13 protein-coding genes are annotated in these 15,060 nt (G+C 66.1%); 3 read left to right on the top strand and 10 right to left on the bottom strand.

Annotated features, from left to right (window positions below; genetic code table 11):
- Window positions 1-458: spirocyclase AveC family protein (locus A5753_RS03240; protein ID WP_156655912.1), on the bottom strand; the 458-nt coding region annotated here is incomplete at its 3' end.
- A 251-nt stretch (window positions 459-709) separates the two neighbouring features.
- Entirely contained in the window at window positions 710-1,312 is a 603-nt protein-coding gene (locus A5753_RS03235) for a TetR/AcrR family transcriptional regulator (protein ID WP_067123375.1), read from the bottom strand.
- Window positions 1,313-1,526: 214 nt separating this feature from the next.
- Here A5753_RS03235 and A5753_RS03230 point away from each other — a divergent pair, with 214 nt between their 5' ends.
- Entirely contained in the window at window positions 1,527-2,696 is a 1,170-nt protein-coding gene (locus A5753_RS03230; protein ID WP_067123373.1) for a spirocyclase AveC family protein, read from the top strand.
- A 77-nt stretch (window positions 2,697-2,773) separates the two neighbouring features.
- Here the strand turns inward: A5753_RS03230 and A5753_RS03225 are convergent, their stop codons facing one another.
- The 4 genes from A5753_RS03225 to A5753_RS03210 all read right to left on the bottom strand — a co-directional run bounded on the left by A5753_RS03225 (window position 2,774) and on the right by A5753_RS03210 (window position 7,458).
- Entirely contained in the window at window positions 2,774-4,666 is a 1,893-nt protein-coding gene (locus A5753_RS03225) for a lysophospholipid acyltransferase (protein WP_067123371.1), read from the bottom strand.
- The gene (gene fadD11, locus A5753_RS03220; RefSeq protein WP_067123369.1) at window positions 4,663-6,489 is read right to left on the bottom strand and encodes a fatty acid--CoA ligase FadD11; all 1,827 of its coding nucleotides are present in this window, start codon (window positions 6,487-6,489) and stop codon (window positions 4,663-4,665) included. Before fadD11 ends, A5753_RS03225 begins: the two co-directional genes overlap by 4 nt.
- Before the next feature lie 100 nt (window positions 6,490-6,589).
- Entirely contained in the window at window positions 6,590-7,066 is a 477-nt protein-coding gene (locus tag A5753_RS03215; RefSeq protein WP_067123367.1) for a VOC family protein, read from the bottom strand.
- Complete coding sequence (locus tag A5753_RS03210; protein ID WP_067123365.1) at window positions 7,063-7,458, bottom strand: helix-turn-helix domain-containing protein; 396 nt, start codon at window positions 7,456-7,458, stop codon at window positions 7,063-7,065. The genes A5753_RS03215 and A5753_RS03210 overlap by 4 nt, the downstream gene beginning before the upstream one ends.
- Window positions 7,459-7,517: 59 nt before the next feature.
- Between A5753_RS03210 and A5753_RS03205 the strand changes: the two genes are divergently transcribed.
- Both A5753_RS03205 and A5753_RS03200 read left to right on the top strand, forming a co-directional pair.
- Window positions 7,518-7,964, top strand: a complete 447-nt coding sequence (locus A5753_RS03205; protein ID WP_067123363.1) for a PPOX class F420-dependent oxidoreductase — start codon at window positions 7,518-7,520, stop codon at window positions 7,962-7,964.
- Complete coding sequence (locus A5753_RS03200) at window positions 7,961-8,908, top strand: MBL fold metallo-hydrolase (RefSeq protein WP_082971150.1); 948 nt, start codon at window positions 7,961-7,963, stop codon at window positions 8,906-8,908. Before A5753_RS03205 ends, A5753_RS03200 begins: the two co-directional genes overlap by 4 nt.
- On the opposite strand, the gene dnaE is transcribed toward A5753_RS03200, so the two are convergent.
- The 4 genes from dnaE to A5753_RS03180 form a co-directional block, all read right to left on the bottom strand.
- Entirely contained in the window at window positions 8,905-12,438 is a 3,534-nt protein-coding gene (dnaE, locus tag A5753_RS03195) for a DNA polymerase III subunit alpha (RefSeq protein ID WP_067123361.1), read from the bottom strand. The two genes, A5753_RS03200 and dnaE, sit on opposite strands and share 4 nt — an antisense overlap.
- Window positions 12,439-12,506: 68 nt before the next feature.
- Window positions 12,507-12,938, bottom strand: a complete 432-nt coding sequence (locus A5753_RS03190) for an SRPBCC family protein (RefSeq protein ID WP_067123359.1) — start codon at window positions 12,936-12,938, stop codon at window positions 12,507-12,509.
- An 86-nt stretch (window positions 12,939-13,024) separates the two neighbouring features.
- Window positions 13,025-13,828, bottom strand: a complete 804-nt coding sequence (locus tag A5753_RS03185) for an SDR family oxidoreductase (protein WP_067123357.1) — start codon at window positions 13,826-13,828, stop codon at window positions 13,025-13,027.
- A 4-nt stretch (window positions 13,829-13,832) separates the two neighbouring features.
- Complete coding sequence (locus A5753_RS03180) at window positions 13,833-14,873, bottom strand: SDR family NAD(P)-dependent oxidoreductase (RefSeq protein WP_067123355.1); 1,041 nt, start codon at window positions 14,871-14,873, stop codon at window positions 13,833-13,835.
- Between the last annotated feature and the right edge of the window lie 187 nt (window positions 14,874-15,060).

The following is a 15,060-nucleotide window of genomic DNA, read 5'->3' as shown; positions in this document are numbered from 1 at the left end:
GGAATGTTCGATGACCAGGAGCCCCGATTGGGCATCCAGGTGTTGTAGGTACACCAGGTGTTCAGGTAGTTGAGCAGTGGATCCTGGAAGAACATCAGGCCCATCGAGACCATGAGCATGCCGTCGAGGGTGATCCTCTTCTCGCGATGCCACGGACGAATGATGAACCACCACAGCGCGATCGGGATGCCGATCCAAGCCAAGACCGCATTTGCCACCAGGGGCACTTTCATATACATCGGCGGGTCATCCGGACCGGAAGCGACCCGTTCGAAATATGGGCCCGTGATCCAGCGGATCCAGACGTACAACTGGAGTGCCAGAAGCGCGCCACCCACCGCCGCCCAGACCTTGATTGGTTTCACGGCGGACTCGGCCTGCCCGCTGCGTTCGGTCACCGTGCCGGGCGCGATGGCGGTTGGGGGCGGCGCCTTGGTCTTGCTGGACAGATCACTCATTGCGCGCTGTGTCCTCCTGGGTCGCAGAGAGGTTCGTCGCGCCTCTGCGCGACCCAGCGACCGGGCCCGCGACTGAGGGCGGGAGCCAAAGATTCCTTTATCAGACGGCTAATATACCCGTGAGTATCCAAGATTCGGAAGAGGTTCTGAAAATGCCGGCAGAACCGGGTCGCAGCCGCTGCAGCTGCCGCTCGGTCAAAGATGTCAACGAGTCCCGGCCAACCGGTAAAATTTAGTGAAAGCTGTTGTGCCTAAGGGAATTTGATGACAGACACATACATTTCGAGGGTCGGCCGAAAGAGGTCGATTTCGTCGAGCTGGCTGCCGAGCATGACGGAGTCTGTAGTCGCGACGAGTATGTGAGCGAATGTCGATGGCGGGATCAGCAGCGCTCCGCCCAGACGATCGATACCGTCGACAATGAATTTTGCCAATGCCTCGACGACTTCTGATCGCTTGGCGGCCACCCGTTCCCGTGCCTCGGGGTTGCGAAGCAGATACAGGGTGAATTCGTGTCCCAATGCTGCGTGCTCGGCGCCGCGGTCATGGCTCAGTTTTCGCCAACGCTTAGCAATCTGGTCGAGTTCGCGCGCCCCGATCTGGGTGGCGGTCGACATCACCTCGGCGAAGTTGTCGAAATACCTACGCCAATACCTGTCGCTCACCGCCAGGAACAGCTCTTCCTTCGTGGCGAAGTGCTTGTAGATGGCGCCCTTCGTGTAGCCCGCGGCATATGCGATGTCGTCGAGGGACGCTGCCATGAAGCCCTTTTCGGCAAACACCTCCTCCGCGGCATCCAACAGCAGTGAGCGGGTGTGCTCAAGGCGCCGCTCTCGCGTCCAGCGCTCAACCATACCGCCGATTCTGCCATAGAATCTGAGAATACCCTTGGTTATTGAGATACCGATTGGTATGTTGGCCGGAGGCCCGGGTGTCAGGGCTCCGCGACTGATCGCCTCATCGCGAGCGTGGGCATGCCTCTCGCGGGCGCGGCCATGGCCGGTTCGCCACTCGGGTGCAGTCAGGTTCGCGGACGCTGTATCACGACGAATCAGGAGGGGCAGTGTCATGACAGAACTGTCGAGCAGCAAGAGCGCGCCGGTCGTTACCGAGTCACTCGGGGACGTGGCTTCACTCGGGACCAAGGCTCCCGCCAAGTCCAAGCCCGTGGGGATCTGGGCCATCGCCGGGGGCATAATTCTCGCTTTTCAGCTGTACGTGTGGATCCGCTGGATCGCCGGGCCCCATTTCGAGCGGGTTCCTCCGGGACCGAGCGATCCGCCGACGTTCATGAAGGCGATCCTTTTCACCTGGACCGCAGTCATCGTCGTCGGGCTGCCGGTTGCCTTCTGGTGGTTCATCATTCGGCCCTGGCGCCGGGAGCGGCGAATCACCCTGGACGGCATGCTCCTGATCTCATGCGGCCTGCTGTTCTTTCAGGATCCGCTGCTGAACTACTTCAACACATGGAGCACGTACAACACCTGGATGTGGAACCGGGGCTCGTGGGTTCAGGACGTTCCGGGTTGGGTGTCGTTCGGGAAACCGGGCGCCATGATGGCCGAACCGTTCCTGATGAACGCTCCCGGCTACTTCTTCGTCCTGCTGTGCACGATGCTCGGGTGCTGGGTGATGCGCATAGCCAAGCGGCGGTGGCCAAACATCAACACCTTCGGCCTGATCGGGGTGGTGATCGCCTGGACCTTCGTCTTCGATTTCGTCATCGAGGGTCTGTTTCTCATGCCGATGGGGCTTTTCACCTACCCCGGCGCGATTCGGGCTCTGTCGGTCAATCCCGGCACGTACTACCAGTGGCCGCTCTACGAAGGGCTCATGTGGGGCGGTGTGCAGGCCGGCCTGTGCTGCATGCGCTACTTCACCGACGACCGAGGAAGGACCTTCGTCGAGCGCGGACTCGACCACGTTCGAGGCGGTCTCGTCAAACAGCAGCTCACCCGCTTCCTGGCGATCTTCGCCGCGGTGAGCGCATGCTTCTTCTTCTTCTACAACCTGCCGGCGCAATGGATCGGCATGCATGCCGACCCCTGGCCTGAAGACGTTCAAAAGCGTTCCTACCTCAACGGTGGCATCTGCGGTGACGGCACCGATCAGCCGTGCCCCAACCCTGTCTTGCCCATGCCGACGAAACGGTCCGGCTACAACAACACCGACGGCCACCTCGTACTGCCGAAAGGAGCCGGACTACCTAAGACGGTGCCCTTCGAATCGCATCGGTGAGGGTTTGCTCGATCAGGGACCTTTCCGCATCCGATCAGGTTGTGCGGCAGAGTTTTCGCGCTGCCGGCAAAAGCCCGTCAGCGCGAGCCGGCCAGCTCCGCAATGGTATTCACCCGCCGGACAGCCGCCGCGATCTCCTCGGCGAACTCACGACGACGCCGGGCGATATCCAGGTCGTCAACGCCGTCCACCAGTTCACGATGGCGGGCCAATCGCAGCGCGGTCTTGAACAACTCCATCGACCTCGACTCGGCGCTGGCGATCCTGCGTTGCAGCTCCCACTGCTTGCCCACCTCGAGGCATTCGGCGAGAAACGCGTCCTCGTCGAACGATTCGTCGTCGTAGTCGGCGAGCCGGTCGGCGACTATGTGGTAGGCGTCGAGGAACGGACGCAGCACAAGGTGCGCCAGCAGCACGTCGGCCTTTTCCAGCAGGCCGCGCACGTCGCCTACGCTGGCCGCCTTGCTGGTGTCCTCCACCCGCCCCAGTAGGCGCACCTCGTCGGCAAGCTCCTTCTCGAATTGCGCGCGGGCGGAGAACAAAAATTCGAATTTCAGCAATTCGCGCAGTTTCAGCGCCTCATCGCGCACGGCCAACGGTTGGACCAACCCGTCGACCGAGGCCTCGACGTCCTCCGTGGCGGCCAGCAATGCCGTCTCGGCGATCGCGCGATCGACCACGATGTGAATGGCGGCGTTGCGGTAGAAGGCGGCGACCAGGTGCTGCTCCGCGCCGATGCCCCAGACCGGTTCGGTGCCGGCGTCGTACACGCTGACGACGCCCGACGCGACCAACTGGTGCAGGGTCCAGCGGATGGTCGAGCGGTTGGTCAGGTCGGCGACGCCGGCGACCTTCCAGTTGCGCGCCGCGATGTAGCTCGCCAGCGGGCGCACGGTGGACAAGACCTCGCTGATAGACAGTGAGCGGTCGGCGCCCAGCAGCGCCAGGCTGACCACCGCGGTCGGGGTGACGGGTGTGGCGCGGTTGATCCGGTGTTCGACGTCCAGCGCGATGCGTTCGATCTCGGTGCTGGTGTTGGACTCCTCGGCGCGCAGTTCCTCGAGGCGCTTGCGCAGCGGCAGTGGTTCACCGAAGTCCAGGTAGGCGCGGCCGAGCCGCTCACCCTGCTGTCGCGCCAGCCGGATCAGGAAGCGAAAGTCCTCGGGCCGCTTCGTCGCACCGTAGGCCTCGGTGGTCATGGCCTCGACCTCGTGCAGCTGGTCGTACACGATCGACGTCGGCACCAAATACACCTCGGGGCCGTCGATTTCGTCGACGGCGTCGCTGATGTACCGCAGGATTCCGAACACCGGCGGCCGCAGCTTGCCCGTCCTGGTCCGCCCGCCTTCGATGGACCAGGTCAGGTTGGCGTGGTTCTGCACCAGTTGCGCCGCGTAGGCACGCAGCACGAAGCGGTAGACGGGAATGTCCTTGGTCTGCCGCCGGATGAAGATGGTTCCGGTGCGCTTGGCCCAGGCGCCCATCGGAAAGAAATTCAGGTTGGCGCCACCGAAGGTGAGCGCGGGCGAAAGCCGGTTGGCCTGGATCACCTCGGGCAACAGCAACCCGTCCAGGTAGGAGCGATGCGAAAAGGCAAACGCCAGTGTGGCTTTGCGGTCGAGCTTGCGCAGCCGGGCGATCTGGTCCTCATCGGTCAGCACGTCGTAGGCGCGCATCAGCCAGCAACTGAAGCTGCGCCAAGCCTTTACCGCCCGCTCGTCGAGCGAGGGCGCCATCTCGCGCAGGTAACACGCGGCCTCGGCGCGCACGCTGTCCAGATCGCGCCCGAGCTCGTGAGCCAGCTGGCCCAGCCGCTCGTCATACCATGGCGCACCCAGCAAATCGACGACCTCGGCTGGGTCCGTCGACAGCGGTGACGCCGATTCTTCGACAATACCGGTGCGCTGCAACAGCTTTCGAACCCCGGTCCGGCCGAGTTCGCGGGCCCTGGCCGCCGGTCCGGCGCTCATGCCGGCTGCACCGCGACGGTTTCGGACGGCTCGTGCACGTCCGGATGCGGGTCGGGCGCATAGAGCTGCTCGATCTCCTCGGCATATTTGGCGATGATCGGTTTGCGCTTGAGCTTCATCGTCAGGGTGATCTCGTCGCCGCCGGGCTCCCACAAGGTGGGCAGGATGCGGAACCGTTTGATCTGTTCCACCCGGGAGAGTTTCTCGTTGCCCGCCGCCACCCCGGCGGCGACCTGCGCGATGACGGCCGGGTCTGCCGCCAGGGCCGCGGGCGAGGCGTCGGACATGCCGTGTTGGGCCGCATAGGGGCCGACCGAGTCGGCGTCGAAGACCAGCAGCGCGGTGTTGTACGGTCGCCCGTCGCCGATGGTGATCACCACCCCGACCATGGGACACGCCGCCAGGATGGCGTTTTCAATGTTGGCCGGCGACATGTTCTTTCCGGCGGCATTGATGATCAGTTCCTTCTTGCGGTCGACGATCCGCAGGTAGCCCTCCGCGTCGACGTCGATGATGTCACCGGTGTGCAGCCAGCCGTCGGCATCGATCGCCTCGGCGGTCTTCGCCGGTTCCTTGCGGTAGCCCTTCATCACCAGCGGACCGCGGACCAGGAATTCGCCGTCCTCGGCCACCTTGCCCTCCAGGCCGGGGAGCAGCTTGCCGACGGTGCCCAGTCGCGCGTCGTCCGGATGTGACACGCTGGCAGCGCAACTCAGCTCCGACATGCCCCAGACCTCGCTGATCGGGATCCCGATGCCGGCGAAGAACGCCAACGTCTCCTTGGGGATCGGCGCCGCACCCGAGACGGCCCAGCGCAGTTCGCCGAACCCGAGCCGCTCGCGCAGCTTGGACAGCACCAGCTCGTCGGCTTTGGCCCACTCCGCTGTGACCTCGGCGGACTCCGGCTCGTCGGACACCAGCGCTGCGGCGCGCTTGGCGGCCACCGACATCGCCCATTGCAGCGCTTGGCGCTTGACGTCGTCGGTCTCGCTGGCGATGACGAATTCGATTGCGGCCTTGAGCTTTTCCCACACCCGAGGCACCGCGGCCCAGACCGTGGGCCGCACGTCGGGCAGCGCCGCCGCCACGGCGCGCGCGTCATCGACGGTGGTCACCTGGGTGCCGAACGCCTCGAGCGAGTACAGCGCCATCATCCGGTCCGCGATGTGCGCCGACGGCAGATACGAGGTTGTCCGGTCACCGAACCGGCTGCCGAGCACGGCGTCGAAACCGTGCGCCTCGAACAACAGACTGGCGTGCGTCATCTCCACGCCCTTGGGGTTTCCCGTGGTTCCGGAGGTGTAGATGAGCGTGACGACGTCGTCGGGTCGCACCGCCCGCCACGTCGCCTCGAAGTCGAAATCCTCGCGCGCGGCGGCATACAGGTCGTCCACGGAGATGGCGCCGGGCGGCGAACCGTCGATGCAGACGATGTGCTCGATGGGGGCACCGCTGGCGCGAATGCGGTCCACGTACTGCTGCTCGCAGATCGCGACCTTGGTGCCGGCGTTGTCGAACAGGTAGGTCAGCTGTTCTGCGGGCAACGTGTTGTACACCGAAAACGACGTGGCCCCAAGGTGTTGGGCGCCGATCTCGAACGGGTAGAACTCGACCCGGTTGGCCATCATCAGCGACACCGTGTCGCCCCGCCGGACCCCAAGGCCCGCCAGGCCTGCGGCGACCTTGCGCACCTGCGCGGCGAGCTCTCGCCACGTCAACGTCTGGGTGCCGCCGGGCGTCCGGAGCGCGACGGCCTCCGGGTCGATCGACGCGGTGCGCTGAAACGCCTCGCAAAAGGTGGCCGGATCCTGGGCCGTCGTCATTTCCGTCCTCCTCGGCGCCTCATGAGCACTGCCTTCGTGAGCCTACGTCCGTGCAGAGGGGCAGGGAACATATCGCGTGACTTCGCCGGGCGTCGCGGACTCATGACCCGGGGCGCCAGAGTTGCACCGTGTTCGTCGCCGCGCCGGGCAGTTCCAACAGCTCGATCGGCGTGCCGTCGGGGTCGTAGATGAAGAACATCCGCACTCCCCCGATGTCAACGGGCGGGTCGGCCCGAACGGCGGGGTGACCGCGCGTCACGGTCTCGTAGGTGGCGTCCAGATCGTCGACACGAAACGAGATGTTGGTGTAGCCCAGGTGTGGACCGCTGGGGCACTCGGGCACGGCGCCCAGCGCCAGCAGCTCCACCATCGCCGCCCCGATCAGCCCGCCGATCATGCGGCCCCGCTGAGCGGCACCGCCGGTGACCGAATCCAGTGCGGCGCCCTCGAGTTCGATGTCGAACACCACGTCCATGCCCAGCACCGCGGTGTAGAAGGCCAGCGACGCCTCGATGTCGGAGACGCCGATGCAGACGTGGGAGAAGTTTTGCACGGCGATGGGATGCTGCTGGGTCATGCGGACTCCTTGCCGAGGGGATGAATGCCACAGGAACAGGCGTCAATTGAGGGGCACGTGCAGCGCATCCCCCACTCGATGACGGCCCGGGCGCGCGTCAGCGACTCGATGTGCGCGTCGATCTCGGCCAGTTTGGCCTTGGCCAGCGCGCGGCTGACCGGCCGTCCGGGAGCGTCGTCGGCGAACAGCAGCTGGATCTCCTCCAGCGAGAACCCGGCGGACTTGCACAGCGCGATCACCTCGAGGCGGGCCAGGATCGAGCCGTCGTAGCGGCGCTGGCCTCCCAGCCGCGCCGGCTCCGGCACCAGGCCGATCTGCTCGTAGTAGCGCAACGCCGTCGCCGCCACCCCGGCCTGGCGCGCGACCTCCCCTATGGTCAGGCTTGGCGCCATCGCACCCTCCCGAGTTCGATGCTTGACTTCGAGCCAACTCTAAGTCCTTGACTGTGGTTATGACCATCCCCCGACACGCGGAACTCAGCGGATCTCGCTATGCCCTGCTCCGATCGTTTCGCCGCGACGGCACGCCCGTCGACACCCCGATCTGGTTCGCCTTCGACGACGGTGGCGTGTTGTTCCGCACCAAGGTGGGCCCGAAGACCCGGCGGCTGGCCGCGCGCCGTGACGTCGAACTCGCGGCCTGCGACCACCGAGGCCGGGTGCGCCCGGGAACGACGACGGTGACCGGCCGCGCCACCGTGCTGTCCGGCGCCCAGGCCGCCCGCGCCAACCGCGTGCTGCACCGGCGTTACGGCTGGCAATGGAACATCGTCCCGCTCATCAAGGTTCCCGGCGTGACCAACGTGCACCGAGACCTGTGCGCGCGAGAGAAGTTGCGGCGCGCCCGCGACCGCGGGGTGTGGCCGGACAGCGTCATCGTGCGGGTGGAGCTGCCATGACGCGCGCCACGATGTCTGACCCCGTCCGCTCCCCCGGATTGCGCCAATGCTGCGGCGCGGCAGCGGGATTGGTGCTCGGCATGGTGCGCCCGAGGCGGCCCGACGAGCGGTTCCTGCGCAGCGTACTCGACGCGGGGCTGCCGGCTCCCAGCCGCACCGTGACGGTGACCGCGCTGCCCCAACTGCCGCGCCCGGTGCCGACCGCCGCCATCGTGGAGGGCACCTTCACCCCGGCGCGCATCGAGAACTCGCTCACGTCGTTCGTCGTCACCCACCCGGCGGCGACGTTCATCGTCGACCCCGCGGTCTGCGTGGACGTCGAGCGCCGCGCGATCGCCCAACTGCCCGCCGTGCTGCGGATAGCCGTCCGCCCGCCGGCCGGCACCATCCCCACCCGCACGGCACTGAACCGGTTGCCCGACCCTCGCCTGGATTTCGCGCTCCCCACCCACGCGCACTGGGACCATGTGTCGGGTCTGCTGGACCTACCGGATCTCCCCGTGCACCTGCACCGCCGTGAGCACGACTGGATCGGCTCGGGTCCCGTCGCTCCCGTCGGCGGCGTGCGCGATTCGCTGCGCGACCGGCCCGTCAACGAATACGACCTGGACGGGCCGCCGGTGCTGACGTTCACCGCAAGCCACGATCTTTTCGGCGACCACTCCGTGCTGCTGGTCGACCTTGCCGGGCACACCCCGGGCAGCGTCGGGGTGCTCGCCCACACCGCACGGGGATGGATCCTGATCGCGGGCGACGCCGCCTGGCACTACTTGCAGATCGACAAGGTCCGGCAGAAGTCAAGCTATCCAGGCAATTTGGTGGACGAGGATCGCGACGAGACCTTCAAGACCCTGCAGCGCCTACACCTGGCGCGGCATGCGGTCACAATCATCCCGACCCACGACCACCAGGCGGCGTTGCGACTGGCCAGCCGTTGGCGCTAGCCGCCCAGGCAGCCCGGGCCGAGCAGCGCCTTGAGATCTCCCATTAGCGCCGGGGAAGGCGTAACCCGAAGGGAGGCATCCAGTTCCAAGGTGGTGATCCGGTCCCCGCTGATCAGCCGCAGATGCACCTGCGCCGTGCCGGGGTGACGGGCCAGCACCTGCTTGAGCGCGGTGACCTTGTCGATCGTGCACTGCCGCGTCGGCAGGCTGACCGCCAGCGGCCGGTTCGGCTGCGCATTGGAAAAGTCGGGCACCACGAGCTCATTGGCGATCAGCGCGATGCGGTCGTCGCGCAGCGATACCTTCGCCTTGATCAGCACCACGGCGTCGTCGGCGATCTCGGCCCCGTACACCGAGTACGCCTGCGGGAAGAACATCACCTCGATGCCGCCGGTGAGGTCCTCCAATTGCGCTGATGCCCAAGGCATTCCGTTCTTGTTGACCCGCCGGTTGACCGAGGCGAGGATGCCGCCCACCCGCACCTGGGCATCGTTGGGGACATCGCCGTCGAGGATCGCCGGGATCTGGGTGTCGACCTGCGCGGTCAGCAGGTGCGCCACCTGGTTGAGCGGATGCCCGGAGACATAAAGGCCCAGCATTTCTCGCTCCAGGGCGAGCTTGTGCTTGTCCTCCCACTCGTCGTCGGGCACTTTGATGTTGAACACCGATTCGGTGCAGCCGTCGTCGCCGCCGAACAGGTCGAACTGGCCCATCGCCTCGGCCTTCTTGGTGCCCAGCACCGAGTCGACCGCGTCGGTGTGCACCAGGAACAGGCCCTTGCGGGCGTGCCCCAGCGAGTCGAAGGCGCCCGCTTTGATCAACGACTCGGTGACCTTCTTGTTGCAGGCCGCGACGTCGATCTTGTTCAGATAGTCCGAGAAGTCGGTGAATTTACCCTTGCCGTTGCGGGTGCCGATCAGCGAGCCGACCACGTTGGCGCCGACGTTGCGGACCGCGCCCAGTCCGAACCGGATGTCGCGCCCCACCGAGGCGAAATTCACCAGTGACTCGTTGACATCCGGCGGCAGCACCGTGATGCCGAGCTTGCGGCAGTCGGCCAGGTAGACCGCGGCCTTGTCCTTGTCGTCGCCCACCGACGTCAGCAGGCCGGCCATGTACTCGGCCGGATAGTTGGCCTTGAGGTAGGCGGTCCAGTAGGAGACCAGGCCGTAGCCGGCCGCGTGCGACTTGTTGAACGCATACCCTGCGAACGGAAGAATCGTGTCCCACAAGGCTTTCACCGCTTTTTCCGAGAAGCCGTTGGCGGTCATGCCCTCATAGAAGCCCTTGTACTCGGCCTCGAGCACCTCGAGCTTCTTCTTACCCATCGCCTTTCGCAGCGCGTCGGCCTTGCCCATCGTGTAGGAGGCGACCTTTTGGGCGATGAACATGATCTGCTCTTGGTAGACGATCAGCCCGTGCGTCTCGGCCAGGATCTCGCGCAGCGGCTCCTCGAGCTCCGGGTGGATCGGCTTGACCGGCTGACGACCGTTCTTGCGGTCGGCGTAGTCGTTGTGGGCGTTCATGCCCATCGGTCCGGGCCGATACAGCGCCAGCACCGCGACGATGTCGTTGAACTCGGTGGGCTGCATGCGGCGCAACAGATCTCGCATCGGCCCGCCGTCGAGCTGGAACACGCCCAACGTGTCACCGCGGCCGAGCAGCTCGTAGGTGGGCTGGTCGTCCAACGGCACCGATTCCAGGTCGAGATCGATTCCCCGGTTGCTCTTGATGTTCTCCAGCGCGTCGCCGATGATCGTCAGGTTGCGCAGGCCCAAAAAGTCCATCTTCAGCAGGCCGATGGCCTCACACGACGGGTAATCCCAGCCGGTGATGATCGCCCCGTCCTGGGGCCGCTTCCAGAGCGGGATGGCCTCGGTCAGCGGCTCGCTGCTCATGATGACCGCGCACGCGTGCACACCGGCGTTGCGGATCAGGCCCTCCAGGCCGCGCGCGGTCTGGTAGATGGTGCGCACGTCGGGATCGGTTTCAATCAGGCCGCGGACCTCGGCGGCCTCCTTGAACCGCTCATGGCCGGGGTCGGTGATGCCCGACAGCGGAATGTCTTTGGCCATGATCGGTGGGGGCAGCGCCTTGGTGATCCGGTCCGCGATCGCGAACCCGGGCTGGCCGTAGTGGATGCGCGCCGAATCCTTCAGCGCCGCTTTGGTTTTGATGGTGCCGAAGGTGATCACCTGGGCGACGCGGTCGGAGCCCCACTTCTCGGCGGCGTAGCGCACCATCTCGCCGCGACGACGGTCGTCGAAGTCGATGTCGATATCGGGCGCCGACGGACGCTCCGGGTTGAGGAAGCGCTCGAAGAGCAGACCGTGCGGGATCGGGTCGATGTTGGTGATGCCCAGCGCATAGGCCACCAGCGAGCCCGCCGCCGACCCACGCCCCGGCCCCACCCGGATGTCGACCGATCGCGCGTAGTTGATCAGGTCGGCGACGATCAGGAAGTACGACGGGAAGCCCTTGTCGCAGATGACCTTGATCTCGTACTCGGCCCGGTCGATGTAGTCCTGGCCGACAACGGATCCGAACCGGCGCTGCAGCCCGGCCATCACCTCGTGGTGCAGCCAGGTCGCCTGGTCGTGTCCCTCGGGCACCGGGAAGATCGGCATCCGGTCGCGCGGCGCCCACACCTCGTCGTACGACTGGGCCCGCTCGGCGATCAGCAGGGTCGAGTCGCAGGCGCCGGGGACCTCGGCGTCCCAGATCTGTCGCATCTCGGCGGCCGACTTGAGGTAGTAGCCGTCACCGTCGAACTTGAACCGGTTGGGGTCCGACAGCGTCTTGCCGGTTTGCACACACAGCAACGCCTCGTGGTTGTGGGCCGCGTCGCGGGTGACGTAGTGGCAGTCGTTGGTGGCCAGCGGCGGGATGCCCAGCTTGCGGCCGATCTCCAGCAGGCCTTCGCGGACCCGTTGCTCGATGGACAGCCCGTGGTCCATCAGTTCCAGGAAGTAGTTGTCGGCGCCGAAGATCTCGCGCCACTTGGCGGCCGACTCCAGCGCCTCGCGCTCATGCCCCAGCCGCAGCCGGGTCTGCACCTCACCCGAAGGGCAGCCGGTGGTGGCGATGATGCCCTCGGCATGTTCGGCGATGATCTCGGCGTCCATCCGCGACCACTTGCCGAGCTGGCCCTCGAACGACGCCAGCGAGGACAGCTTGAACAGGTTGCGCAGGCCGGTAGCGTTCTCGGCCACCATCGTCATGTGCGTGTAGGAGCCACTGCCCGACACGTCGTCGGACTTCTGGCCGGGGTCACCCCACAGGATCCTTCGGGTGTCGAAGCGTGAGGCCGGCGCGATGTAAGCCTCGACGCCGATGATCGGCTTGATCCCGGCCTTGGTCGCCGCGTTGTAGAACTCGCTGGCGCCGAACATGTTTCCGTGGTCGGTCATCCCGACGGCGGGCATTTGCAGCCGGTCCACCTCGGCCAGCATCGGCGCGATCTTCGCGGCACCGTCCAACATCGAGTACTCGGTGTGGTTATGCAGGTGCACGAAGGACGAGTCGTTCATAGGGACGCCAGTCTATGACCGCGGACCGACACGACTTCGGCGTGTCGCGGCGTGTGTCTTGACCGGGTTTACCCGTACAACTCGACGAAGTTCTCCAGCGACTTTTGGACGTCGCCTTTGACCGCCCGGGCCGCCGCCGCACCCACCGGACCGAACAGCGCACGTCCGCCCAGTTCGAGGCGCAGACCCAGCGTCGAACCCTGCTCGGTGGGCCGCACGGTGAGGGTGACGGCGTATTTCGCCCCGCCTTTGCCCGATCCCGACATCGCCATCTCGTGCGGCGGGTCCCACGTGGTCACCGTCCAGGTCACTCGGTTGCGGAGGCCCTTGGCCCGTGCCACGCCGACGATCTGGGTGCCCTCGGAGATGTCGTCGGGCAGTTCGCTGCGCCACCCCTCGTGCATGATCAGCCAGTCGCCCAGGTCCGACAGATCGGAGACCTGGTCCCACATCTCCTGCGGGGTCATCGGGACGTCGGCGGTCAGGTCCACAGCAGCCACCGCCTGAGCCTAGCGCCCGCCCGCGAACGCCACGCTGGCGTGACTCTCGGCACTCAACGTCACGCTGGCGTGACACTCGGTAAAACTCAGCTCTTGGGCCCGCCGCGGAATCGGTTGCCGATCCGGATGCCGGGCAACAGCAGGCTGCGTGGCGCGAACCGGCCGCCGGTGCTGACCACCTTGGGCACCACGCCGGGCACCACCGTGCGCCGGCCGGAGAGCATGCCGCCGATCGCCGCCTCGGCCACGTCGCGCGGGGACACCTGGGCGAGGGGAATGCTGAACCGCTCGGCGTTGGCGATCTCGGCCCACTCCGTGGGCACCGGTCCCGGGCACAGGCAGGTGACCGACACGCCCGTCGCGTGCAGTTCCTCATGCACCGCTTCGGAGAACGTCTGCACGAAAGCCTTGGTGGCCGAATACACCGCCATGAAGGGAACCGGCTGAAATCCCGCGATCGACGCGATGTTCATCACCGCGCCGGCACCGCGCTTCACCATGCCGGGCAGCGTCGCGTGGGTGAGCTCCATCAAGGCCAGCGCGTTGAGGGTGACCTCTTCGCTCTCGCGTTCCAGCGGCAGCTCGTGAAACACCCCGCTGGTCCCGAAACCGGCGCTGTTGCACAGACCGGCGATCGGCTCGCTGCGCAAGCGGTCCGCCAATTTGCTGCGGCCCTTGCTGTCGCCGAGGTCCAGCGGCAGCACCTCAACGCCGACCGAGTATTCCTGGCCCACCTCGTTGGCCAACTCGTCGAGGCGCTCGCGGCGACGCGCGACCAGCAACAGCGGGAAGCCGCGGCGGGCCAGCCCGCGAGCCAGTTCGGCGCCGATGCCGGACGAGGCGCCGGTGATGACAACGGTCGTCTCGATGTCAGGTTTTGGAAGGCTCATAGTGTCACCAATGTATCCCACGGGTCGCTCGCACGAAGTTCTCGCTGCGTCTGTCGAATTTCGTTGTGTCGGTTGAGGCTTCACTGCCCTTTGCGGCGCTGGAGTCAGCGAACATGGCGAACGCCCGATTGCGCACCCGGTCCATCACCGCCGGGTTGACCGCGTCGGCAACGGCGGCGAACTGCCCGAACGGCGAGCTGGCCCGGCGGGGCCGGTGCACGATCGCATCCGCGATCACCCCGGCCGCCTGGTCGGGCGTCAGCGCTGGGAACTTGTCGTAGAGCGTGGTCGGGCTGATCATCGGAGTGCGCACCAAAGCCATGTGCACGGTGGTGAACTTGACGCCGTCGTTGACGGTCTCGGCTTGCAGCGAGTCGCACAGGCTGTCCAGTGCGGCCTTGCTGGCGATGTAGGCGCCGAAGCGCGGCGCGCGCGTCTGCACGCCGACCGAAGAGACGTTGACGATGTGCCCATATCCCCGCTCGCGCATCCCGGGGATGAACTTGAGGATCAGCTGGACCGCGCCCAGGTAGTTCAGCTGCATGGTCCGCTGATAGTCGTGAATGCGGTCGTAGGACAGCTCGAGTGAGCGCCGAATCGACCGCCCGGCGTTGTTGATCAGGATGTCGACGCCGCCGACGTCGCTGAGCACCTGGTCGGCCATGGCCGCGATCGCGTCCATGTCGGACAGGTCGCACGGGTACACCTCGGCGGCGCCGCCGCCGCAGCGGATCTCGTCGGCGACCTTCTCCAGATTTTCCCGGGTGCGGGCGACCAGCGCCACGGTCGCCCCGGCCTCGGCGATCTTCTTCGCGGCGGCCTCGCCGATGCCCGACGATCCCCCGGTGATCAGGACGCTCTTGCCGCGGACGGCCTCCTCGAGCGTGCGGCCCTGCACCGCGTCGAGCAGATTCCTCAGATAGAAGGGCCGATACCGGCCTGCCGAGTTCGGGGTGTTGACGAGGTGAGACACCGTGGCGAGTGGCTTTTCCACCAGGCTCCCGATCGAATTCTCCACCAAGTTCGTTAAGTCACCAAGATTCATCTGCTTCGCCCCCGATGATGTGAGCCCCCCGACCGCAACTGGCCTGCCCGTAGACCACGACCGCCGTATGGGGCTGTGCGAGTGATGTGACGTGCGTCATTAAGCCAACCTAGGACATCGGCGGCCTACGCCGATGCAGATTGCGGTCATGTAACACGACGCCCACTCTCACGGGCCGACGACGACA

Source organism: Mycobacterium sp. 852002-51971_SCH5477799-a (assembly GCF_001667145.1).
Taxonomy (GTDB): domain Bacteria; phylum Actinomycetota; class Actinomycetes; order Mycobacteriales; family Mycobacteriaceae; genus Mycobacterium.
The sequence above is the reverse complement of the archived record's forward strand: the minus strand, read 5'-3'. Positions and strand labels throughout refer to the sequence as shown.